Origin of the sequence: Delftia sp. SD018 (assembly GCF_017355445.1) — a bacterium.
In the GTDB taxonomy this organism is placed as follows: Bacteria; Pseudomonadota; Gammaproteobacteria; order Burkholderiales; family Burkholderiaceae_C; genus Comamonas; species Comamonas acidovorans.
In genome coordinates this window covers 49398-72179 of sequence record NZ_JADDRN010000002.1, presented here as the reverse complement: position 1 = coordinate 72179, position 22782 = coordinate 49398, and the positions used below count along the sequence as shown (strand labels likewise).

General features: G+C 67.3%; 24 protein-coding genes. 17 read left to right on the top strand and 7 right to left on the bottom strand.

The window, feature by feature from the left end; genetic code table 11:
- The first annotated feature begins 19 nt into the window (after positions 1 to 19).
- From INR38_RS03375 to INR38_RS03350, 6 genes are all read left to right on the top strand, one after another.
- A complete protein-coding gene (locus INR38_RS03375; protein WP_207442572.1) occupies positions 20 to 529 on the top strand; it encodes a ribonuclease P protein component in 510 nt (169 codons plus the stop codon).
- Positions 526 to 816, top strand: coding sequence for a membrane protein insertion efficiency factor YidD (gene yidD, locus INR38_RS03370; protein WP_012207854.1), 291 nt, complete (start codon positions 526 to 528; stop codon positions 814 to 816). Before INR38_RS03375 ends, yidD begins: the two co-directional genes overlap by 4 nt.
- Positions 813 to 2525, top strand: a complete 1713-nt coding sequence (gene yidC, locus INR38_RS03365) for a membrane protein insertase YidC (RefSeq protein WP_141833104.1) — start codon at positions 813 to 815, stop codon at positions 2523 to 2525. Before yidD ends, yidC begins: the two co-directional genes overlap by 4 nt.
- Before the next feature lie 97 nt (positions 2526 to 2622).
- A complete protein-coding gene (gene mnmE, locus INR38_RS03360; protein WP_207442571.1) occupies positions 2623 to 4047 on the top strand; it encodes a tRNA uridine-5-carboxymethylaminomethyl(34) synthesis GTPase MnmE in 1425 nt (474 codons plus the stop codon).
- Positions 4048 to 4265: 218 nt separating this feature from the next.
- The gene (locus INR38_RS03355; RefSeq protein WP_012207851.1) at positions 4266 to 4745 is read left to right on the top strand and encodes a cyclic nucleotide-binding domain-containing protein; all 480 of its coding nucleotides are present in this window, start codon (positions 4266 to 4268) and stop codon (positions 4743 to 4745) included.
- A gap of 176 nt (positions 4746 to 4921) precedes the next feature.
- Positions 4922 to 5674, top strand: coding sequence for a hypothetical protein (locus tag INR38_RS03350; RefSeq protein WP_207442570.1), 753 nt, complete (start codon positions 4922 to 4924; stop codon positions 5672 to 5674).
- A gap of 17 nt (positions 5675 to 5691) precedes the next feature.
- On the opposite strand, the gene INR38_RS03345 is transcribed toward INR38_RS03350, so the two are convergent.
- On the bottom strand, positions 5692 to 6249 hold the full coding sequence (locus INR38_RS03345) for an adenine phosphoribosyltransferase (protein ID WP_012207849.1): 558 nt from the start codon (positions 6247 to 6249) through the stop codon (positions 5692 to 5694).
- A gap of 98 nt (positions 6250 to 6347) precedes the next feature.
- Here INR38_RS03345 and INR38_RS03340 point away from each other — a divergent pair, with 98 nt between their 5' ends.
- From INR38_RS03340 to INR38_RS03325, 4 genes are read left to right on the top strand one after another with little or no spacing between them, the layout of a single operon-like run.
- Positions 6348 to 7349: a KpsF/GutQ family sugar-phosphate isomerase gene (locus INR38_RS03340; protein WP_013804807.1), complete on the top strand. Its 1002-nt coding sequence runs from the start codon at positions 6348 to 6350 to the stop codon at positions 7347 to 7349.
- Positions 7349 to 7909: an HAD hydrolase family protein gene (locus INR38_RS03335; protein WP_065344996.1), complete on the top strand. Its 561-nt coding sequence runs from the start codon at positions 7349 to 7351 to the stop codon at positions 7907 to 7909. The genes INR38_RS03340 and INR38_RS03335 overlap by 1 nt, the downstream gene beginning before the upstream one ends.
- Complete coding sequence (lptC, locus tag INR38_RS03330; RefSeq protein ID WP_013804806.1) at positions 7906 to 8523, top strand: LPS export ABC transporter periplasmic protein LptC; 618 nt, start codon at positions 7906 to 7908, stop codon at positions 8521 to 8523. Before INR38_RS03335 ends, lptC begins: the two co-directional genes overlap by 4 nt.
- A 41-nt stretch (positions 8524 to 8564) precedes the next feature.
- Positions 8565 to 9365: an SDR family oxidoreductase gene (locus INR38_RS03325; protein ID WP_013804805.1), complete on the top strand. Its 801-nt coding sequence runs from the start codon at positions 8565 to 8567 to the stop codon at positions 9363 to 9365.
- Between the two features lie 104 nt (positions 9366 to 9469).
- On the opposite strand, the gene INR38_RS03320 is transcribed toward INR38_RS03325, so the two are convergent.
- Both INR38_RS03320 and INR38_RS03315 read right to left on the bottom strand, forming a co-directional pair.
- On the bottom strand, positions 9470 to 10003 hold the full coding sequence (locus INR38_RS03320; RefSeq protein ID WP_071953977.1) for an RNA-binding protein: 534 nt from the start codon (positions 10001 to 10003) through the stop codon (positions 9470 to 9472).
- Positions 10004 to 10258: 255 nt separating this feature from the next.
- Complete coding sequence (locus tag INR38_RS03315) at positions 10259 to 10633, bottom strand: RNA-binding protein (protein WP_012207843.1); 375 nt, start codon at positions 10631 to 10633, stop codon at positions 10259 to 10261.
- A gap of 493 nt (positions 10634 to 11126) precedes the next feature.
- Here INR38_RS03315 and INR38_RS03310 point away from each other — a divergent pair, with 493 nt between their 5' ends.
- The 4 genes from INR38_RS03310 to INR38_RS03295 all read left to right on the top strand — a co-directional run bounded on the left by INR38_RS03310 (position 11127) and on the right by INR38_RS03295 (position 14777).
- Positions 11127 to 11705, top strand: coding sequence for a TMEM165/GDT1 family protein (locus tag INR38_RS03310; RefSeq protein ID WP_034397481.1), 579 nt, complete (start codon positions 11127 to 11129; stop codon positions 11703 to 11705).
- 106 nt (positions 11706 to 11811) lie between these two features.
- Complete coding sequence (locus INR38_RS03305) at positions 11812 to 12960, top strand: homoserine O-acetyltransferase (RefSeq protein WP_096916819.1); 1149 nt, start codon at positions 11812 to 11814, stop codon at positions 12958 to 12960.
- Positions 12957 to 13541: a methionine biosynthesis protein MetW gene (metW, locus tag INR38_RS03300; RefSeq protein WP_012207840.1), complete on the top strand. Its 585-nt coding sequence runs from the start codon at positions 12957 to 12959 to the stop codon at positions 13539 to 13541. Before INR38_RS03305 ends, metW begins: the two co-directional genes overlap by 4 nt.
- 72 nt (positions 13542 to 13613) lie before the next feature.
- On the top strand, positions 13614 to 14777 hold the full coding sequence (locus INR38_RS03295; protein WP_207442569.1) for a glycerophosphodiester phosphodiesterase: 1164 nt from the start codon (positions 13614 to 13616) through the stop codon (positions 14775 to 14777).
- On the opposite strand, the gene INR38_RS03290 is transcribed toward INR38_RS03295, so the two are convergent.
- Both INR38_RS03290 and INR38_RS03285 read right to left on the bottom strand, forming a co-directional pair.
- Positions 14761 to 15411: an NAD(P)H-dependent oxidoreductase gene (locus INR38_RS03290; RefSeq protein WP_207442568.1), complete on the bottom strand. Its 651-nt coding sequence runs from the start codon at positions 15409 to 15411 to the stop codon at positions 14761 to 14763. The two genes, INR38_RS03295 and INR38_RS03290, sit on opposite strands and share 17 nt — an antisense overlap.
- Positions 15412 to 15463: 52 nt before the next feature.
- Entirely contained in the window at positions 15464 to 15850 is a 387-nt protein-coding gene (locus tag INR38_RS03285) for a MerR family transcriptional regulator (RefSeq protein ID WP_207442567.1), read from the bottom strand.
- A gap of 122 nt (positions 15851 to 15972) precedes the next feature.
- On the opposite strand from INR38_RS03285, the gene INR38_RS03280 reads away from it, so the two are divergent.
- Positions 15973 to 17481 carry a M20 family metallopeptidase gene (locus INR38_RS03280; RefSeq protein WP_207442566.1) on the top strand — a complete coding sequence of 503 codons (1509 nt, stop codon included), beginning with the start codon at positions 15973 to 15975 and terminating at the stop codon, positions 17479 to 17481.
- Positions 17481 to 18365, top strand: a complete 885-nt coding sequence (locus tag INR38_RS03275) for an alpha/beta hydrolase (protein ID WP_207442565.1) — start codon at positions 17481 to 17483, stop codon at positions 18363 to 18365. The genes INR38_RS03280 and INR38_RS03275 overlap by 1 nt, the downstream gene beginning before the upstream one ends.
- On the opposite strand, the gene INR38_RS03270 is transcribed toward INR38_RS03275, so the two are convergent.
- Together INR38_RS03270 and INR38_RS03265 are read right to left on the bottom strand one after the other, a co-directional pair.
- The gene (locus INR38_RS03270; protein WP_043820677.1) at positions 18352 to 19104 is read right to left on the bottom strand and encodes a 16S rRNA (uracil(1498)-N(3))-methyltransferase; all 753 of its coding nucleotides are present in this window, start codon (positions 19102 to 19104) and stop codon (positions 18352 to 18354) included. The two genes, INR38_RS03275 and INR38_RS03270, sit on opposite strands and share 14 nt — an antisense overlap.
- Positions 19105 to 19117: 13 nt before the next feature.
- On the bottom strand, positions 19118 to 20215 hold the full coding sequence (locus tag INR38_RS03265; protein WP_207442564.1) for a phosphotransferase: 1098 nt from the start codon (positions 20213 to 20215) through the stop codon (positions 19118 to 19120).
- A 203-nt stretch (positions 20216 to 20418) separates the two neighbouring features.
- On the opposite strand from INR38_RS03265, the gene INR38_RS03260 reads away from it, so the two are divergent.
- Entirely contained in the window at positions 20419 to 22743 is a 2325-nt protein-coding gene (locus INR38_RS03260; RefSeq protein WP_224986425.1) for an LPS-assembly protein LptD, read from the top strand.
- Positions 22744 to 22782 lie beyond the last annotated feature (39 nt).

Genomic DNA, 22782 nt, shown 5'->3' with positions numbered 1-22782 from the left:
CCCTGAACGGGGTGCTGGCATGCAACGGCTGAAAACACGTCCGCAGTTTCAGGCCGCCATGGCTGCCGGTACGGTATCGCGTACCGCGCATTTCGCCCTGCACCGTCTCGTTCTGACGGAGCAGGGCGGCGCCATGGCGCCACCGACAGGGCCCGGGTCGCAAGACCCGCAGGCCCTGTTCGGCGTTGGCGTCGTGCGTCAGGATGCCTGGCTGGGCGCCATGGTGCCCAAGCGCTGGGCGCGCCGTTCGGTGACGCGACACACCATCAAGCGGCAGATCTATGCCGTGGGCAGCGAGCATGAGACCCTGATGCTCCAAGGCGCCCATGTGGTGCGGCTGCGCTCGGGCTTTGACCGGCGCCAGTTCGTGAGCGCCACTTCTGATGTGCTCCGGCAGGCCGTGCGCGCCGAGCTGCAGCAGTTGTTCGCCTATGCGGCGAAACGCCTGTCGCAGCCTGCGCCCGAGCTGCCGCAGCCCGCACAGGAACGCGCCGCAGCTGCTGGCGAGAGCATCGGGGTTGCGCCATGATGCAGCGGCTGCTGATGGCGCTGGTGCGCGGCTATCGGCTGATGCTCAGTCCCTGGCTGGGCTCGGCCTGCCGCTTCACGCCCACCTGCTCGGCCTATTCCCTTGAAGCGTTGGAGCAACACGGCGCTGCGGTAGGCTCCTACCTGACGCTGCGCCGCCTGGCGCGCTGTCATCCGTGGTGTGACGGGGGGCATGACCCTGTGCCAGAGCAAAAGCCCAGGCTGTTCACCAGCCTGACGGCTGCGCCCGAAAACACCCAACCTTCCTCACCTAAGAAGTCTTCATGAACGATATTCGCCGCACCATCCTGTGGGTGATATTTGGCTTTTCGCTGGTCTTGCTATGGGACAAATGGCAAGTGCACAGCGGCAAGAAGGCCACTTTCTTCCCCGCGCCTGCCGTCGCCACGGCCCCGGCACCTGAAACGGGCAAGGCGCCCGGCGATGCCAGCGTGCCCTCGGCGGCTGCTGCGGCAACGGCCGGTGCCGGCGAAGTGCCTGGCGGCGCTGCCGCCGCGCCCGAGGCAGCCCCGCGCCAGAACGTCACCATCAGCACCGACGTGCTGCGCCTGACCTTCGACAGCCAGGGCGGCACGCTGCGCCATGCCGAGCTGCTCAAGTACGCGGATTCCGTGCACAAGGACAAGCCCGTGGTGCTGTTCGACGAGAGCGTGCACCGCGTGTACCTGGGCCAGTCGGGCCTGATCGGCGGCGGTTTCCCCACGCACAAGACGACCATGACCGCGCTGCCCGGCGCGCGCGAGCTCAAGGACGGCGAGGACCAGATGGAACTGCGCTTCGAGTCGCCCGACATGGGTGGCGTGAAGCTGGTCAAGATCTGGACGCTCAAGCGCGGCGCCTACGACATCGGCGTGCGCCATGAAGTGGTGAACACCGGCACGGCGGCCGTGAGCCCGCAGCTCTACCTGCAACTGGTGCGCGACGGCAACAAGCCCGAAGGCGAACAGTCCACCATGTACTCCACCTTCACGGGCCCGGCCGTCTACACCGACGAGAAGAAGTACCAGAAGGTCGAGTTCAAGGACATCGAGAGCGGCAAGGCCAGCGTCGAGAAGTCGTCCTCGGGCGGCTACGTGGCCATGGTCCAGCATTACTTCGCCAGCGCCTGGCTGCTGGCCGAGGGCATCCAGCGCGACAACTTCCTGCGCAAGGTGGACAACAACCTCTACGCCGTCGGCATGATCACGCCGGTGGGCACCATCGAGCCCGGCCAGAGCAAGAGCGTGGAGGCGCGCCTGTTCACCGGCCCCCAGATCGAAAAGCGCCTGGAATCGCTGGCGCCCGGGCTGGAGCTGGTCAAGGACTATGGCTGGGTGACCATCCTGGCCAAGCCGCTGTACTGGTTGCTGGACAAGCTGCACGGCTTCCTGGGCAATTGGGGCTGGTCCATCGTGGCCCTGGTGCTGCTGCTGAAGATCGCCTTCTACTGGCTCAATGCCAAGGCCTACTCCTCGATGGCCAAGATGAAGGCCATCAACCCGCGCATCATGGAAATGCGCGAGCGCCTCAAGGACAAGCCCCAGCAGATGCAGCAGGAGATGATGCGCATCTACCGCGAGGAAAAGGTCAATCCCATGGGCGGCTGCCTGCCCATCATCATCCAGATTCCCGTGTTCTTCGCGCTGTACTGGGTGCTGCTGTCCAGCGTGGAAATCCGCAACGCGCCCTGGATCGGCTGGATCACCGACCTGTCGGCCAAGGATCCTCTGTTCATCCTGCCCGTGCTGATGACCCTGTCCTCGCTGCTGCAGACCGCGCTGAACCCCGCTCCGCCGGATCCGATGCAGGCCAAGATGATGTGGATCATGCCCCTGGTCTTCAGCGTGATGTTCTTCTTCTTCCCGGCCGGCCTGGTGCTGTACTGGCTGACGAACAACATCCTGTCCATCGCCCAGCAGTGGATCATCAACACCCGCATGGGCGTGCCGCCGCAGTTCAACCTGCCCAAATTCGGCAAGTCCACGCCGGCCAAGTAAGCCTGCGAGGCCCTTGCTCCAAAGCCCGCTTCGGCGGGCTTTTTCATGGGCGGCCTATCATCGGCGGCCTGAAATCCCTCCCAAGAAAGCTCCATCCATGCTGCCCCGCCACAACGACCCCATCGCCGCCATCGCCACCGCCCCGGGGCGGGGTGCCGTGGGCATCGTGCGTGTGTCCGGCAAGGGCGTGGCGCCGCTGGTGCGGGCGCTGTGCGGGCGCGACCTCAAGCCGCGCGAGGCCACCTATCTGCCGTTTCGCGATGCCCAGGGTGGCCCCATCGACCACGGCCTGGCCCTGTTCTTCCCGGCGCCGCACAGCTATACCGGCGAGGATGTGCTGGAGCTTCAGGCCCACGGCGGTCCCGTCGTTCTGCAACTGCTGCTGGCGCGCTGCCTGGAGGCTGCGCAAGCCTCTGGCGAAGACCATCGCAGCGTCGTGCTGCCGGGCCTGCGCCTGGCCCAGCCCGGTGAATTCACCGAGCGTGCCTTTCTCAACGACAAGATCGACCTGGCCCAGGCCGAGGCCATTGCCGACCTGATCGACGCCAGCACCGAGGCCGCCGCGCGCAGTGCGAGCCGTTCGCTGTCGGGCGCTTTTTCCGAGGAAATCCATGGCCTGCGCGACGCGCTGGTGCACCTGCGCATGCTGGTCGAGGCCACGCTGGATTTTCCCGAGGAAGAGATCGACTTCCTGCAAAAGGCCGATGCCAGCGGCCAGCTCGCGCGGCTGCGTGGCAAGCTGGACCAGGTGCTGTCGCGCGCCCACCAGGGTGCGCTGTTGCGCGAAGGCATCAAGGTCGTGATCGCGGGCCAGCCCAACGCGGGCAAGAGCTCGCTGCTCAACGCGCTGGCCGGTGCGGAGCTGGCCATCGTCACCCCGATTGCCGGCACCACGCGCGACAAGGTGCAGCAGACCATCCAGATCGAGGGCGTGCCCCTGCATGTGATCGACACGGCAGGCCTGCGCGAGAGCAGCGACGAGGTCGAGCGCATCGGCATCGCGCGCGCCTGGGACGAGATCGCCGCGGCCGATGCCGTGCTCTTCCTGCACGACCTCACACGCATGGGCGAGCACGACTACCTCGCTGCCGATGCCGCCATTGCCGAAACCCTGGCCCAGAAACTGCCGCGCCAGGTGCCCGTCATCGATGTCTGGAACAAGACCGATCGCGCGGAACCCGCCCGGATGCAGGCGCATGGCGGCCGTGAAGGCAGCGTGGCACTGTCGGCACGCACGGGCGACGGCCTGGATGCCCTGCGCCGGCGCCTGCTGGACGTGGCCGGCTGGCAGTCCGCCCCAGAAGGCCTGTACCTGGCGCGCGCGCGCCATGTGGAGGCATTGCAGGCCGTGGCCGCCCACCTGCAGGAGGCCGAGCTGCAGCTGGCGGCCCAGGCCGCCCACCTGGACTTGCTGGCCGAGGAACTGCGCCTGGCCCAGGTCTCGCTGAACTCCATCACCGGGGAATTCAGCTCCGACGATCTGCTGGGCGTGATCTTTTCCAGCTTCTGCATCGGCAAGTGACCGGGCTGCCGGATGGCCCCGACCTATTCGCACAGCCGGCAGAGTTGCTGCAATACTTATCTTTTGCTACAAAATTTGCCGCCGAAAACCCGCTTGTCGGCATTGGCGTGCCCGCTGCCGTCGCTTAGCATGCGGCGTGCCGCAGCGGCCCTCGTCGCTGCCTGCCGCCGGGCGCAGCCCTGGCGCGGGTGCGCGGCCCACTTCGAACCGGATCCGCCATGTCTTCTTCCTCCCACAATGATTTGCGGCCACTGGCCCAGGCCATGTCGTCGGCCGTGGCTGTCGATGGTGTGCAGAACGCGCTGACCTTGGAGCAATGGGATCTGCTGGCGCCCTACCTGGTGCCGGTCACGCTGGCGGCGGGCGAGCTGCTGTTTGCCGAAGGTTCGCTGGACCGCAATCTGTACTTCGTGGAGTCCGGCAGCCTCAGCGTGCACTACCAGGATGCGAAGGAGCGCATCCGCCTGGCCATCGTCGGCCCGGGTTCCATCCTGGGCGAGGGCGCCTTCTTCGCCCACCGTGCGCGCCATGCCACCGTGCAGGCGGCTGCGCCGGGACGGCTTTGGTGCCTGACGGCCATGCGCTTCGCCGAACTCAGCAATCGCCAGCCCGGTGTGGCGCTGGCCCTGGTCATGGCGGCCGGCCAGGTGCTTGCCCGCCGTGCGGTGGACAGCCGCCGCCGTGTGGCCAGTACCTGAAAGGCTCCCGGGCAGCACCTGGGGCGGGGCGTTCTGCGGGCGCGGGGCGGTGACAGGCCGGCCTTTGCGCTGCGACAAATTGATACAGCGGTTTTGCTGCGCCCGTGCTCGAAATGTCGCAAAGTTGCAGGCACAATGCCGCGAGTTTGTGACTATTCGTGACAATGAGAGCCCCCATGTCTGTGTTCAACTGGTTTTCCCGCAAGCCTGTGCCGGAGCAGGGCCGTGGTTCGCCCGGAGACGATGGCCAGGCCAGTGCCGTGGCGCGTCGTGATGCAGGGCCCGGCGGGCGCCGCAGCGAGCGTTCCGAGCGCCGTGAGCAGCTCTACGGTGTGGTGCGCGATGTCATGGTGCGTGCCGGTGTGTTGTCAGCCAGCTACAAGTTCAAGGTGCTCTCGCTGGACAACGTGGGCCAGCGCTTCGTGGTGATGATGGACCTGGCGCGGGCCTATGCCAGCGAAACCGCGCGGCTCAGCGAGATCGAGGCCATGCTGGCCCAGGCGGCCAAGGCCCGCATGGGTGCGGTCGTGACGGCCGTGTACTGGCGGGTCAGCGACCAGAACGCTGCAGCCCAGGCCCAAGTCCAGGTGCATTCCGCAGCGACGCGCACACCGCGTCCCGTCCCGCCCATGGCCGTCCCGGTGGTGGCCTCGATGGAGGCGGCGGCGCCGCAGCGCCGCAGGCAGGACATGGCGCCCTTCGAGCCCATAGACGATCAGGAAATGGCGGCCTTCAAGCTCGCCGTGGCGGCCATGCCCTCAGCTGGGCGGGGAGCGGGTTCTGCAGGCTCTGCTGCAGCGGCTCCCGCTGGTGTGCGCCGCTCGGGCCCCTTGCTCGGGCCGGGCGCAGGCGATCGCGGTGCGGACTTTCCCCACAGCACGCTGGACCACCTGGACCTGGGCGTCACCCAGTACGGCGAACTGCGCTGACCGGGCTGCGGCCTGGCTCAGTGGCCGGCGAAATCCACCAGCGTGAACAGCGGCAGTCCGCTATCGCGCAGCAAGGTGGAGCCGCCCAGCTCGGGCAGGTCCACGATGGCCGCACCCTCGATCACGGTGGCGCCGAGTTTTTCCAGCAGCCTTTTGCCGGCCATCATGGTGCCGCCGGTGGCGATCAGGTCGTCGATCAGCAGCACGCGGTCGCCCGCCTTGACGGCGTCGGTGTGCAGCTCCACTGTGGCACTGCCGTATTCGAGTTCATAGGTTTCCTCCACCGTGGTGAAGGGCAGCTTGCCCTTTTTGCGGATGGGCACAAATCCCACGCCCAGCTCGTGGGCCACCACGGCACCCAGGATGAAGCCGCGCGCGTCGAGCCCGGCCACCACATCGGGGCGCATGCCGCGCTGCATGTAGCGGTGCACAAAGGCGTCGGTCATCACGCGAAAGACCTGCGGGTCCTGCAGCAGCGGCGTGATGTCGCGGAACTGCACGCCGGGCGCCGGCCAGTCGGGAACGGTGCGTATGTGCGTGCGCAGGTAGTCGTTGACGCTGGGGGTGGTATGCATGGCGCTGGATCGGGGGGCTGGAGAAGACGGGCCAGTGTACCCAGGCGCCCGATGGCGACCGCCGCCGCCGGATGGCCAGACCGCCTAAAATCATCCAGATGAATTCTGATGCTGCCACCCTGGATGCGCTGGACACGCCCCGTGCCCTGCGCCTGGCCCGCGACACCCTGGGCATCGAGGCCGATGCCCTTCAAGCCATGTCGCAGCGCCTTGATGGCGTGTTCGGCGAAGTGGTGCAGCGCATCCTGCGGCTGTCCGGCCGCGTCGTCGTGATGGGCATGGGCAAGAGCGGCCATGTCGGGCGCAAGGTGGCCGCCACCCTGGCTTCGACGGGCACGCCTGCGTTCTTCGTGCATCCGGCCGAGGCCAGCCATGGCGATCTGGGCATGGTGACCGGCATCGACCTGGTGCTGGCGCTGTCCAACAGCGGCGAGGCCGATGAGCTCGCTGCGCTGCTGCCGGCCATCAAGCGCCAGGGCATTGCGCTGGTGGCCATGACCGGCGGCGCGCAATCCACGCTGGCCCGCCATGCCGACTGGGTGCTGGACACCCGTGTCGAGCGCGAGGCCTGCCCCCTGAACCTGGCGCCCACGGCCAGCACCACGGCGCAGATGGCCATGGGCGACGCCCTGGCCGTGGCCCTGCTCGATGCGCGCGGCTTTGGCGCCGAGGACTTTGCGCGCTCCCATCCGGGCGGTGCGCTGGGCCGCAAGCTGCTGACCCATGTGCGTGATGTCATGCGCAGCGGCAATGAGCTGCCGAAAGTCGGGGCCGATGCCAGCTTTGTCGAACTGATGCGCGAGATGAGCGCCAAGGGCCTGGGCTGTTCGGCCATCGTCGATGCGGCAGGCGTGCTGCAGGGCATCTTCACCGACGGAGACCTGCGCCGCCGCGTGGAGGCCGGCACCGACCTGCGCGCGCTGCAGGCCGGCGATGTCATGCACAAGGGGCCCCGCACCATCGCCGAAGACGCGCTGGCCGTGGACGCCGCCAGCATGATGGAGGAGCACGGCATCACCGCGGTGCTGGTGGCCGATGCGCAGCGCCAGCTGCGCGGCGTGGTCCATATCCGCGACCTGATGCGCGCCAAGGTGATCTGATGGCACGCGCTCCTTTGACGCCCGTGCAGAACTGGGACGCACAACTGCTGCTGCTGGCACAGGATGTGCGGGTGGCCTTCTTCGATGTCGATGGCGTGCTCACCGATGGCGGCCTGCTGTTCTCTGGCGAAGGCGAGGTGCTCAAGCGCTTCAACACGCTGGACGGCCATGGCCTGAAACTGCTGCAAAAGGCCGGCATCACGCCCGCCGTGGTGACGGGCCGCGATTCGCCGGCCCTGCGCCTGCGGCTGGGCAACCTGGGCGTCACGCATGCGCGCTTTGGCACGGAAGACAAGGTGCCTGCCGCCGAGGCCATTCTGGGCGAGCTGGGCCTGCAGTGGCACCAGGCGGCAGCCATGGGCGACGACTGGCCGGACCTGCCCGTGATGCGGCGCTCCGCCTTTGCCTGCGCGCCGGCCAACGCCCATGATGAGGTGCTGGCCGTGGCCGACTGGATCACGCCGCGCAGCGGTGGCGAAGGGGCGGTGCGCCAGCTGTGCGACCTGCTGCTGGCCGCGCGTGGCGCCTATGCCGGGCTGCTGGCGGAATACGCATCATGATCCAGGCTTGGCGCCGCGTCGGTGACCGGCTTTCCCTGTACCTGCCCGTGCTGCTGATGGGCCTGCTGGCGCTGGGCACCTGGTGGCTGGTGCGCAATGCACCGCAGCCCGTGGCCAGCGGCACCGAAAAGGCCGTGGCGCATGAGCCCGACTACTTCATGAAGGATTTCTCGATCAAGAGCTTCGACGCCACGGGGCGGCTCAAGAGCCAGATCGAGGGCAGCATGGGCCGCCACTATCCGGATACCGACACCCTCGAAATCGACAACGTGCGCATGTTCGCGGTCTCGCCTGAAGGCCGCATCACGCGCGGCAGCGCCAAGCGGGCGCTGAGCAATGCCGATGGTTCCGAGGTGCAGATGTTTGGCAATGCCGTCGTCACGCGCGAGCCATTTGTGACAGCAGGTAAACAACCGCAGCCGCAGTTGCAATTCCAGGGCGAATTCCTGCACGCCTGGCCCAACGAGGAGCGCGTGAGTTCCAACCAGCCCGTGGTGCTGACCCGTGACAAGGACCGTTTCACGGCCGACAGCATGCAGTACAGCAACCTGGATCTGGTGATGAAGCTGCAGGGCCGCGTGCGCGGCACCCTGCAGCCGTCCAGGACCAAGTAGGGCGCCAGCGCAAGCGCAGGCCTGCCGATGGAGAACAAGCCATGACGACATCCTCGCGCAGCCCGGCACCCCTGGCCTTCATCACCGGCGCATCCAGCGGCATAGGCCAGGCCCTGGCCTGGCATGCCTACCAGCAAGGCTGGTCGCTGGCACTGGTTGCGCGGCGTGGCGACGTGATGGCGCAATGGGCTGCGCAGCAGGGCCTGGAGGCGTCGCGCTTCGCCATCTACGAGGCCGATGTGGCCGTGCCCGACAGCATCATCGCTGCCGCCCGGCGCTGTGAGCAGCAGCAGGGCCTGCCCGATGTCGTGATTGCCAATGCCGGCGTCAGCTGGGGTGTGGACACCTCGATGCGCGAGGATATCGACACCATGCAGCAGGTGCTGGCCGTCAACACCATGGGCGTGGCGGCCAGTTTCCATCCCTTTATCGCGCCCATGGTGCGGCGTGGCAGCGGGCAGTTGGTCGGTATCGCCAGCGTGGCCGGGCTGCGCGGCCTGCCGGGACATGGTGCTTATTGCGCCAGCAAGGCTGCAGTCATTGCCTATTGCGAAAGCCTTCGCGGTGAATTGCGCAGTAGTGGCGTAAAAGTCACTACATTGCTTCCTGGTTATGTAGATACACCCCTCACACGCGGTAACCGCTATGGCATGCCATTCCTATTGCAGCCCCATGAGTTTGCTGCAAGGGCCTGGCGTTCCATTGATGCCGGGCGCAGCCTGGCCATCATCCCCTGGCAAATGGCGTGGGTTGGCCGTTTGATGAAAATTCTGCCAAACCCCTTGTTTGATCGGCTGCTTGTAGGACGAAAGCGCAAACATCGTCATTCGAAAAATCCCTGAAGTTCGTCGTGCTCAGGGAATATGTTCATGCATAAACTTGCACCCGCAAAAAAGGCTCCCTGAAGGAGCCTTTTCTTGTTTGGGAGAACATGGAGACCGGGGTCTCATTCTCCGTTGTTATTGTTGTTTCCCCAGCCGCCGCCACGGCCGCCATTGCGGGGGCCGGAGCCATAGGGGCTGCGGAAACCACCATCGCCACGGCCGCCGTAGCCGCCGCCACCACCGCCGTCACCACGGCCATAGCCACCACCGCCGCCGCCATCGCTGCGTCCGTAGCCTCCGCCATCACCGCGGCCACCGCCACCGTAGCCACCGCCGCCGCCATCACCACGGCCATAGCCGCCACCACCGCCGCCGCCACCAAAGCCGCCCGAGCGCGGGGGACGGGGCTCCATGGGGCGCGCTTCGTTCACCACGAGGCTGCGTCCGCCCAATGGCTGGCCATTCATGCCTTGAACGGCTGCCTGTGCCTCGGCATCGCTGCCCATTTCGACAAACCCGAATCCCTTGGAGCGGCCTGTGTCGCGTTCCATCATGACCCGGGCGCTGGTGACAGCGCCGAACTGGCTGAATGCCTGCTCCAAGTCGTTGTCACGCACACCATAGGGAAGGTTGCCGACGTAAAGCTTATTGCCCATCAAAAACTCCTCAACTCCTCAATGCTCACTGGTTTGCGCTCGGCTTCAGGACGCACAGACATCAGGTTCTTTGTATACAAGAGCCTGTCCAACCTTCCTAAACACATAGCGTTCGAACGGGTCTGCCCGAAACCAAATTATGAAGCACAAAAATCAAAAAGATAAATGCTCGAAAACACAAGCTGATAACGTTTGGCAACAAAAAAGGGGCCCGAAGGCCCCATTTTTTTGCTATCGCAAGCTCTAAGCGAGTGCTTAGTAGCTGTTGCGACGGCCGCCGCCACCGCCGTAGCCGCCGTCACGGTTGCCGCCGCCGAAGCCGCCGCCACCGCCGCCACCACCAAAGCCGCCGCCGAAGCCGCCGCTACGGGGAGCGCGGGGCTCCATCGGACGGGCTTCGTTGACCACCAGGTCACGGCCGCCGCGGTTTTGGCCGTGCAGGCCTTGGATAGCAGCTTGTGCTTCGGCATCGCTGCCCATTTCGACGAAGCCGAAACCCTTGGAACGGCCGGTGTCGCGCTCCATCATCACTTTGGCGCTGTTGACGGCGCCGAATTCGCTGAAGGCTTGCTCCAGATCGCTGTCACGGAAGGTGTACGGCAGGTTGCCGACGTAAAGCTTGTTGCCCATGGAGGACTCCTGAAAAAACTGGAAAACGCGATGGAGCCCTAGGGAGTCAACACGGGATGACAACGTTAGAGACGCAAACGCACTCGCCCTCATTGAGCCGAAGCCCGAACGAAAGCCTGCCCATTATGTGGCAGAAGTTTTCGCACGTTATTACTGTTTCGCAAAAATTCGTCGTGCCCGCCACAGAATGCCCCTGGGAGTAACCCTGAAATTGCGGCAGCGCATAAGCAAGTGCCGTGGCGGCAGTGGTGGTCGGCATGCGGAACGGGGGGCTGCTATGATCGCCGCCTCAGTCTTTGGGGAGTAGATCGTTCGGCTCAGTGGCCGGATGCATGCGTCAACAAACTTGGGCCTTCGCTGGCCTATGGCGTATGCGGCGCGCAGTGCAATGCTGCGTGTGACCGATCGAGACCATTGACCGCGCACCGATCCAAAGGCCGGAGTCGGCGCGTGGTCAATGCGTGCTCTATCCGGCCGGATAAATCCCCACACCATGGAAGCCTTCCTGATTTCAACCTCCGTCGTCGCACTTGCCGAGATGGGGGACAAGACCCAGCTGCTGTCGCTGGTGCTCGCCGCGCGTTTTCGCAAACCCTGGCCCATCGTTGCGGGCATTTTCGTGGCCACGCTGGTCAACCATGCGCTGGCCGGTGCCGTGGGTGCCTGGATCACCAGCTACCTGGGCGAGAACGCCATGCGCTGGATCCTGGGCCTGTCCTTCATCGCCATGGCGATCTGGATGCTGATCCCCGACAAGCTCGACGAGGACGAGGTCTCCGGGCATTCGCGCTGGGGCGTCTTCGGCACCACGCTGGTGGCTTTCTTCCTGGCCGAGATGGGCGACAAGACGCAGATTGCCACCGTGATGCTGGCGGCCAAGTACAACGCCTACCTGTGGGTGGTGGCCGGCACCACGCTGGGCATGATGCTGGCCAACGCGCCTGTGGTGTGGCTGGGCGACAAGCTGGTCAAGCGCGTGCCCATACGCCTGGTGCATGTGGTCTCGGCCGTGATCTTCCTGGTGCTGGGCGTGCTGGCCCTGTTCCTTCCGGGGACGGGCGTTTTGGCATAATGAGCCTTCATGCGCCGATTTGCTTCTGCTTGCGGGCGCTTTATAAATCCTGCTAAAGACGACACCAGAGAACCCGGCCTCGTTTTTAGCGATGCCGGGTTTTTTCATGTCCTTCATCGCCACACCACAAACCATGCACTTCGACGAGCCCCTGCCGCTGCAGGGCGGCGGCTCGATCCGGGACTACGACCTCGCCTACGAGACCTACGGGCAGCTCAATGCCGATCGCAGCAACGCGGTGCTGGTGTGCCATGCGCTCAATGCCTCCCACCATGTGGCAGGCGTCTACGAGGGCCAGGCCAAGAGCGAGGGCTGGTGGGACAACATGATCGGCCCGGGCAAGCCCGTGGATACGAACCGGTTCTTCGTGATCGGCGTGAACAACCTGGGCTCGTGCTTTGGCTCGACCGGCCCCATGCACGCGCATCCCGACACCGGCAAGATCTATGGCGCCGACTTCCCCGTGGTCACGGTGGAGGACTGGGTGGACGCCCAGGCCCGGCTGCTGGACCGGCTTGGCATTGACCAGCTGGCCGCCGTGCTGGGCGGCAGCCTGGGCGGCATGCAGGCGCTGTCGTGGTCGCTGCGCCATCCTGACCGCATGCGCCACGCCGTGGTCGTGGCCAGCGCGCCCAACCTCAATGCCGAGAACATCGCCTTCAACGAGGTGGCGCGGCGCGCCATCGTCACCGACCCGGATTTCCACGGTGGGCATTTCTACGAGCACGGCGTGGTGCCGGCGCGGGGCCTGCGCATCGCCCGCATGATCGGCCACATCACCTACCTCAGCGACGATGTGATGAACCAGAAGTTCGGCCGCCAGCTGAGGGAGGGGCTGGACCTGAAGTACAGCACGCAGGACGTGGAGTTCCAGATCGAGAGCTACCTGCGCTACCAGGGCGAGAAGTTCAGCAGCTACTTCGACGCCAACACCTACCTGCTGATCACGCGTGCGCTCGATTATTTCGACCCGGCGCGCGCGCATGGCGGCGACCTGACCCGGGCGCTGTCCGTGGCCAAGGCCGGCTTCCTGCTGGTGAGCTTCACCACCGACTGGCGCTTTGCCCCCGCGCGCAGCCGCGAGCTGGTCAAGTCGCTGCTGGAGAACAACCGCGACGTCAGCTACGCCGAGATCGACGCGCCCCACGGCCATGACGCCTTCCTGCTCGACGACCCCCGCTACATGAAGGTGATGCGCTCCTACTTTGACAACATCGCCCAGGAAACCCCGACAGCCGCCAAGGAGGCCGCATGACCGAGCTGAACACCATGCAGGCGATTGCGCGCCTGATCCCCAAGGGCTCGCGCGTCCTCGACCTGGGCTGCGGCGATGGCGCCCTGCTGTCGCACCTGCAGCGCGAGCGCGGCTGCACCGGCTACGGCGTGGAGCTGGACGACGCCAATGTGCTGGCCTGCGTGCGCCGGGGCGTGAACGTGCTGCAGCTGAACCTGGAGGACGGCCTGGCCATCTTCCAGGACAACAGCTTCGACGTGGTGCTGCAGATCGACACGCTGCAGCATCTGCGCAATGCCGAGACCATGCTGCAGGAGACGGCGCGCATCGGGCGCGCGGGCATCGTCGCCTTCCCCAACTTCGCGCACTGGCCCAACCGCCTGTCCGTGCTGCGCGGGCGCATGCCGGTGACGCGGCGCCTGCCCTACCAGTGGTATGACACGCCCAATATCCGCGTGGGCACCTACAAGGACTTCGAGGTGCTTGCCACCCGCAACCGGCTGCGCATCCTGGACTCCTTCGGCCTGCAGGATGGCCGCAGCGTGCGCACCCTGCCCAATCTCATGGCGGGCACGGCCGTCTTCCATTTCGAGCACGCCTGAGCGGCGGTCCGGTCCATGCCCGTGTCATGGGTGGCGCGCACAATCGACGGATTGCGAACCCGAAAGGCAGACATGAACCGCTTCCCACGCCGCCGCGCGCTGGCCCTGGCCGGCGCGGCCGCCGGCCTGCTGCTGGCAGGCTGCGCCACGCCGCAGGCCGCCAATTCCCCATCGCAGGCCGCGGACTGGCCTCCCCGGCCCGCGCTGATCGCGCACCGCGGCGCATCGGCACTGCGGCCAGAGCACACGCTGGAGGCCTACCGGGAGGCCATACGCGCGGGAGCCGACTTCATCGAGCCCGACCTGGTCATCACGCGCGATGGCGTGCTGGTGGCGCGGCATGAGAACGCCATCGCCATCCTCGCGGCCGACGGCAGCCTCAAGGAGGCCACCACCAATGTGGCCGACCGCCCCGAGTTCGCGGCGCGCAAGACCACCAAAACCATCGACGGGCAGGCGATCACGGGCTGGTTCGTGGAGGATTTCACGCTGGCCGAGCTGAAGACGCTGCGTGCGCGTGAACGCATCCCGGCGATCCGCCCGGCGAATGTGCAGTTCAATGACCGTTTCGAGGTGCCCACGCTGCAGGAGGTCATCGACCTGGCCAAGGCGGAGAGCGCGCGCACGAACCGCACCATAGGCATCTATCCCGAGACCAAGCACCCGAGCTACTTCCAGTCCATTGGCCTGCCGCTGGAGCCCGTGCTGCTGAAGCTGCTTGCGGACAACGGCTGGAACCATGCACAGGCGCCAGTCTTCGTGCAGTCTTTCGAGGTCGAGAACCTGCGCTGGATCCGTGCGCGCAGCAGCCTGCGCCTGGTGCAATTGCTGGCGCCCAAGGGCAAGCCCCATGACAGCGTGGCACGCGGCACGGGCCCCGGCTATGCCGACATGGTCACGCCCGCAGGCCTGGCCGAGATTGCGCGCTATGCCAACGGCATAGGGCCGAGCAAGAGCATGGTGATCCCCGTGGTGCAGGGTACGAATGCCGCGCCCACGGCGCTGGTGGCCGGTGCCCACCGTGCGGGGCTGCTGGTCCATCCCTGGACGCTGCGGCCCGAGAACGCCTTCCTGCCCCTGAGCCTGAAATCGCCGCCCGCACAGGACGGCACCCGGCGCGGCAATGCACGCGCCGACATGGACGATTTCCTGCGCACGGGCATCGATGGAATCTTCACCGACGATCCGTCGGTGGGGCGCGCGGCCATCGATGACCTGCTCAAACCGAAGCCTTGAGACGGCGCGCCGCCGCGCGCCGGCCTGCTGCCTGTGCCTGCTCCAGCCACTGCTGCACACGGGCGGCCTCGGCGCCGAGCACGGGGCCGAAGCTGTGTATGCGCACGGGCCGGATGCCGCTGAATTCCAGGATGGCGCGGCGCATCTGGTGGTGGCCCGGCATGTGCGCCACCCAGCGGTAGTACCAGGGAGGTGAATCCATGCTCACCAGCAGGTCGGCCGTGCGGCCGGCCAGCAGCCGGTCCCACAGCACCGAGCCCTTGCGGTACTTGAACGCGAAGCCCGGCAGAAAGATGCGATCGATGAAGCCCTTGAGCAAGGCCGGCAGGCCGCCCCACCAGGTGGGATAGGCCCATGCCAGGTGGCTGGCCCACAGGATGTCGGCCTGGGCCCGCTGCAGGTCAGGCTCCAGGGGCTGGTCCTGGCGGTAGCCGGCATGCAGCAGCGGGTCGAAGTCCAGTTCGCCCAGGCGCAGCAGGCGTACCTCGGCGCCGCTGTCGCGTGCGCCCTGTGCGTAGGCGTCGGCCAGGCCTGCGCACAGGCTGCTGGCCGACGGGTGGCCGAGGATGATCAGGATGCGCTGGGGATGCGTATCGGCAGGCGGGTGGGAGGTGCTTGGAGACATGGCGCCCATGTTCGCCTTGCCCCTTGGGGCAGGGTCAAGCACCCGGGCTCAGGCCGCGTGCTCAGGCCAATGCGGGTTCGCAGGCGCCCTGGGTACCTGTCGTCTCCAGGCTGCAATCGAGCAGTTCGCGCTCCAGCGCCGCCAACTGGGACTGCTGTGCCTGAAGGCGCCGGATTTCTGCCTGAACCTGGGTGCTGCGCTCACGCAGCAGCCGGGCCAGGGCTTCCCAGCTTGTGGCCTCATGGATGCGGTGCAGGCCGTGCAGCTCGTCCAGCCGAAAGCCCAGTCCCAGCGCCTGGCGTATGCGCTGCACAAGCACCAGGTCCTGCTCGCCATAGATGCGGTAGCTGCCTGCCCGTGCCACGGCGCCGAGCAGGCCCCGTGATTCATACAGCCGGACGGCCTTGGGCGAGCAGCCGGCGCGTCGGGCGAGTTCTCCGATATACATGGCGCGATCGTAGTCGTTGGCAGCGGGGTGTCTGGGGTCCGTGCCGCCTTGGCGCACAATGACCGGATCGCGGCGCTGGCTTCGCTCGAACGGTGCGCCGACCCATGACACGAGGACCCGCCATGAACGCACGCACCCCTTCGCAACTGCTGCAGCCCGCAGCCGCGCTTGACCAGATCAGCCGCTCCTGGGACGAGCGCATCGTCCCGGCGCTGACCGAGTACATCGCCATTCCCGCCAAATCGCCCATGTTCGCGCCCGACTGGGAGCAGCAGGGCCACCTGGAGACCGTGCTGCGCAATGCGGCCGACTGGGTGCTGGCGCAGAAGGTGGCCGGCCTGACGCTGGAGATCGTGCGCCAGCCCGGCCGCACGCCGGTGCTGTTCTTCGAGGTGGAAGGCACGCAGGACAAGGCGGCCTCCAGCCCCACGGTGCTGATGTACGGCCACCTGGACAAGCAGCCAGAGTTCGACGGCTGGCGCAGCGACCTGGGCCCGTGGACGCCCAAGTACGAGAACGGCAAGCTCTATGGCCGTGGCGGCGCCGACGACGGCTATGCGGTCTACGCCAGCATCGCGGCCGTGCAGGAGCTCAAGCGCCAGGGCGTGCCGCACCCGCGCATCCTGGGCCTGATCGAGACCTGCGAGGAAAGCGGCTCGCGCGACCTGCTGCCCTATGTCGATGCCCTGCGCCCGCGCCTGGGCGATGTGGGCCTGGTGATCTGCCTGGACAGTGGCGCCGGCAACTACGACCAGCTGTGGCTGACCACCAGCCTGCGCGGCATGGCCAGCGGCACGCTGAAGGTGGAAATCCTCACCGAGGGCGTGCATTCGGGCGATGCCTCGGGCGTCGTGCCGTCGTCCTTCCGCATCCTGCGCCAGGTGCTGGACCGGCTGGAGGACAGCAAGACCGGGCGCCTGCTGCCCACCAGTTTCCACTGCGAGGTGCCGGCCGAGCGCATGGCGCAGATGCGCGACACGGCGGCCATCCTGGGCGAGGAAACCTATGCCCGCTTCCCCTGGGCGCACTACGACTGCGGCGGCTCCACGCTGTTCGCCCTGCCCACCACCACCGACCCGGTCCAGGCCCTGGTCAAGCGTACCTGGGAGCCCACGTTGAGCGTGACCGGCGCCGAGGGCCTGCCCGCGCTGCAGGACGCCGGCAACGTGCTGCGCCCCTATACCGCCTTCAAGCTCAGCCTGCGCCTGCCGCCCCTGGTCGATGCCGCTGCCTGCGTGCAGGAAATGAAGGCGCTGCTGGAGGACAACGCGCCCTACCAGGCCCGTGTGACCTGGCAGGGCCTGTCGGGCGCCAGCGGCTGGAATGCGCCAGCCATGGACGGCTGGTTCGAGGACGCGCTCAACGCGGCAAGCCAGGCGCATTTCGGCGCCTCCTGCGGCTACATCGGCCAGGGCGGCACGATTCCGCTGATGAACATGCTCAGCCAGGGCTTTCCCAAGGCCCAGATGATGGTCTGCGGCGTGCTCGGCCCCAAGAGCAATGCCCACGGTCCCAATGAATTCCTGCACGTGCCCTATGCCAAGAAGCTCACGGCCGCCGTGGCCCAGGTGATCGCCGCCATGGCCGGGGCGCAGGCAGCCGCCGAGCCTGGCGCTGCTGGCGTGGCGTGATGGCAGCGCCGGCCCCCGCACCCGTTCCCGCACCTGCCTCGCAAGGCCAGGTCACGCGCCTTGCGTCCAGCGATGGCGCCGAGCTGTCACTGCGCGACTGGCCCGTGGACGGGGGCCAGGCGCGCGCCACCGTGCTGCTGGTGCACGGCCTGGGCGAGCACATCGGCCGCTATGAGGCGCTGGCCCGGCGCCTCAATGCCTGGGGCTATGCGGTGCGCGGCTACGACCAATACGGCCATGGGCGCTCGGCAGGGCCGCGCGGCGGCTTGACGGCCGATGGCCGGCTGCTGGATGACCTTGCCGCCGTGGTCGATGCCACGCGTGCCCAGCAGCCCGCTGGCCAGCCGCTGGTGCTGCTGGGCCACAGCCTGGGCGGCCTGGTGGCTGCGCTGTTCGTGGCGCGTGCCATCCGGCCTGTCGATGCGCTGGTGCTGTCTTCGCCAGCCTTCGACGTGGGCCTGTCGCCCATCCAGAAACTGCTCGTGGGCACGCTGCCGCGCCTGGTGCCCGACCTGCGCGTGTCCAACGGCCTGCAGATTCCCTATCTCTCGCATGACGCGGCGGTCTGCGATGCCTACCGTGCCGATCCGCTGTGCCATGACCGCATCTGCGCGCGGCTGGCGCGGTTTCTGGCGCAGGGCGGCCCGCAGGTGCTGGCCCGCGCGGGGCAGTGGAGCGTGCCCAGCCTGCTGATGTGGGCGGGGGACGACAGGCTGGTGGCACCGGCCGGCAGCCAGGCCTTTGCCGACCGCGCGCCGCCAGCCGTGGTACAGGCGCAGTGCTTTGACGGCGCCTACCACGAGCTGTTCAACGAGCGCGATGACTTCGCCGCGCCCGTGTTCGCGCGGCTGCGCGACTGGCTGGGCCGCTTCAGGCCAGCGTGAGCGCCGCCAGCGCGGCCAGGGGCGCGGTTTCCGCGCGCAGCACGCGTGGCCCCAGCGTGACGGGCACAAAGCCTTGGGCGCGGGCCAGGGCCTCCTCGGAAGGCGACAGGCCGCCCTCGGGGCCGGAGAGAAAGACCACGGGTGCATCCTCGGCCGTGGCATCCAGGATCTCACCCAGCGGCCGCGTGCCCTCGCCCAGCGACAGCAGCAGGCGCAGCGTGCCGGGCGGGAGCTGTTTCGCACCGCCCTCCAGCCAGTCCTCCAGGTCTGCAGGGGTGTGCAGCGGGGGAACGCGGTTGCGCGTGCACTGCTCGCAGGCCGATACGGCCACGGCCTGCCAGTGGGCGAGTTTTTTCTCGGCGCGCTCGCCCTTGAGCTTGAGCACGCTGCGCTCGGCCACCAGCGGGGTGATGCTGGCGGCACCCAGCTCGGCCGCCTTCTCCACCAGCCAGTCCATGCGTTCGTTGGCCGTGATGCCGGCCAGCAGGTGCACGGGGCGCAGGGGCTCGCGTTCCACGGCGTGGTGCGCGCCTATGCGCACGGCCACGTCGCTGCGGCCCATGCGCAGCACGGTGGCCTCGAACTCGCCGCCGCTGAAGCCTTCGCCGGCACGGCCTTCGAAGAGGGTGATGCCGTCGCCGGGCTGCAGGCGCAGCACCTGCACATGGCGTGCCGCGCCGGGCGGCAGGTCGATGTCGGCGCCGCTGCGCAGCGCAATGGGGCAGTGAAAGCGTGGCATGGCGTATCCGTTCTCAGACGCGCCCGTAGGCCCAGCCGACCTGGGGCTGGATGTTTTCGATCTGGTCCACCAGGCGCAGCAGCGGCGTCAGCTCGCGGTAGCGGCTGCAGGTGGAGCGGATGTAGTGGATGAAGCGCGGCGCGTCGGCCAGGTAGCGGGGCTTGCCGTCGCGCAGCGTCAGCCGCGCGAAGATGCCGGCCACCTTGAGGTGGCGCTGCAGGCCCATCCACTCCACGCCCCGGTAGAACTCGCCGAAATCGTCGCCCCAGCCGCTTTGGCTGCGCGCGCCGACCAATCCCGACTTGCGCGCCTTCTCCCAGTAACGCACGGTAATGTCGATGACAAAGTCCTCTTCCCAGCTGATGAAGGCATCGCGCAGCAGGCTGGCGACGTCATAGGTCACCGGGCCATAGACCGCATCCTGGAAGTCCAGCACGCCCAGCGGGCCGCTGGCGGTCACGGGCTGCATGAGATTGCGCGTCATGAAGTCGCGGTGCACGAAGACGCTGGGTGCCGCCAGGTTGTGGGCCACGATCTGGTCGAAGGCCTTGGTCAGCGTGGCCTGCTGCCTGTCGTCGAGCATGGTCTCGCGGTGGCGCGCGATGTACCAGTCGGGGAACAGCTGCAGCTCGCGGCGCAGCAGCGCGTCGTCATACGCGGGCAGCACATCCGGGCGCGAGGCGGTCTGCCAGGCCAGCAGCACCTCCAGCGCCGAGCGGTACCAGGCTTCCGCGTCCTGGGGCTTTTCCGGGTCCAGCGCCTCGATGACAGTGTGGCCGCCCAGGTCGGACAGCAGCATGAAGCCGTGCGCCGCATCCCAGTCCAGGATCTGCGGCACGGCCAGCCCGGCCGAGGCCATCAGCGCCTGCACCTTGGCGAAGGGCGCGCAATCTTCCTTGTCCGGCGGGGCATCCATGACGATGAGGCTGGCGCCCGCGCTGGTGTCCAGGCGCAGATAGCGGCGAAAGCTGGCATCGGCCGAGGCAGGGCGCAGGGTTTCGGGGCGCAGCGCGTGGCGGGCGGACAGCGGGGCCAGCCAGGCGTCGAAGGCGGCGTGGCGGGCGGGGTCGGCCCAGACAACGCCGGCCGTGGGGGTGTTTGGATGGCTCATGGATAATCGCGATTCTACAAACCGCCACCCCGGCGAATGCCCGGCGGTGATGCTAGGCTTGCGCCTTTGTCCACCCGCCGCTGTTGACCACCGTGTACCTCCGACCGCCGCTCCCCGATCCGCTGGCTGCCCGCGCGCCCGCGCGCCCCGCTGTACGCCCGCTGGCCTGGCTTGTGGCTCTCGCATGGGCCGGTGGCTCCACCATGGCCCAGGCCCAGCCCGCTGCAGCCGACGAAGGCCGGCTGCAGCAAGTCCGCCCGCTGCGCCCCAGCACGCTGATGCAGGAAACCTATCCCGAGGCGGTGCGCTCCCAGCAGCCCGTCTATGTGCGCGGTGACGCGCTCAGCGGCCAGCCGGACATCAACTCGGTGGTCGAGGGCAATGCCGAACTGCGCCGTGGCGACACCATGATCCGCGCCGACCGGCTCGAGTACCAGGTGCCCGACGACCGCGTCAATGCCTCGGGCGCGGTGCACATCAACCAGGCCGGCAATGTCTACGAGGGCTCGCAGCTGGACCTGGAGGTCGATGCCTTCAAGGGCTTTTTCGACAACGCCGGATATCGCTTCCTGGCCAATGGCGCCTACGGCAAATCCTCGCGCGTGGACTTCATCGACCGCGACCATGCCGTGGTCCACGATGCCACCTACACCACCTGCCAGCGCGATGACGAGGCCAGCTGGGAGCCGGCCTGGATGCTGCGCGCCCGGACCCTGCACATCGATATGGCCGAGGAAGTGGGCGTGGCCGAGGGCGCGGCCCTGCAGTTCAAGGGCGTGACCGTGCTGCCCGTGCCGCGCATGAGCTTTCCGCTGTCGGACAAGCGCAAGTCGGGCCTGCTGCCTCCCACCATGGGCCTGGACAAGCTCAGCGGCATCGAATACACGCAGCCCTACTACTGGAACCTTGCGCCCAACCGCGACATGACCCTGTATCCCTCGGTCATGAGCAAGCGCGGCGTCAACCTGGGCGCCCAGTTCCGCTACCTGGAGCCGACCTATTCGGGCGAGGCCTATGCGGCCTACATGCCCGGCGACCGCCAGCGTGACCGGGACCGCTGGGCCTACTCGCTGCAGCACCGGGGCGTCATCGACTCGCCCATCGGTGGCCTGGGGTTGAACATGAACCTCAACCGCGTCAGCGACGACAACTACTGGCGCGACTTCCCGCTGGCCGCCAAATCGCTGCGCGAGCGCCTGCTGCCCAACGATGTGAACCTGTCCTGGGCACGTGGCGACAATGTGCTGACCCTGCGCACCCTGTACTGGCAGACCATGCAGGATGCATCGGCGCCCATTGCCCCCCCCTACGGCATGAAGCCGCAGCTGCAATGGCGCTACACGCCGCTGGACCTGCCGCACGGCCTGGACTTCAGCTTTGTGGCCGACACCACGCGCTTCGAGATCGACAAGCCTCTGGCCGGCATGACCTACAACAACGGCCAGCGCAGCTACATGCTGGCCCAGGTGAGCCGCCCCTTCCTGTCGCCGGGCGCCTTCATCACGCCCAGGATCCAGTTGCACACCAGCAACTACCAGGTGGACAGCCTGATGAGCAACGGCAGCCGCAATGCCTCGCGCACGCTGCCCACGGTCAGCGTGGACAGCGGCCTGGTGTTCGAGCGCGACACCACGCTGTTCGGCCGCCAGCTGCTGCAGACCTTCGAGCCGCGCGCCTTCTACACCTACACGCCCTACCGCGATCAGAGCTTTCTGCCGCTGTATGACACGGCGCGCAACGACTTCAACTTCGCGAGCATCTACTCCGAGAACGACTACAACGGCCAGGACCGCATTGCCGACAACCACCTGCTGACCCTGGGCGCGACCACGCGCCTGATCGACGGGGCCACGGGTGCGGAAAAGGCGCGCTTCGGCATTGCGCAGCGCGTGCGTTTCTCCGACCAGAAGGTCATCCTGCCCGGCGAGGTGCCGGCCACCAGCCGCCTGTCCGACGTGCTGCTGGGCGCGGCCATCAACTGGACCGATGCCTGGTCCACCGAAGGCACGACCCAGTACAACCGCGACCTCAACCGCTCGGTGCGTACCACCTTTGGCGCGCGCTACAGCCCCAGCTCCTACCGCACGGTGAACGTGGCCTACCGTACCCAGTACGACACCGTGGCGCGTACCGACGCCAGCAAGCTGGTCGATGTGGGCTGGCAATGGCCCATCAACGACCTGTGGGGCGACAAGGGGCGCGACCTGGGCGCTGGCCGTGGCCAGGGCGGCGGGCGCTGGTACACGGTGGGCCGACTGAACTACAGCCTGAAGGACCGCAAGCTCGTCGATACCGTGGTCGGGCTGGAGTACGACGGCTGCTGCTGGATTGGCCGCGTGGTGCTGGAGCGCCTGCAAAGCTCCATCACCCAGTCCAACACCCGGCTGCTGTTCCAGATCGAGTTCGTCGGCTTCTCGCGGCTGAGCCTGGGTGCAGACCCGCAGCGCAGCCTCAAGCAGAATGTGCCGCGCTACCAGTACCTGCGCGAGTCCGTGACGCCTCCCAGCCGCTTCACCAACTACGATTAGAGCCAACGCTCCAAACACGCTTTTTGCAAGGCATCTCTC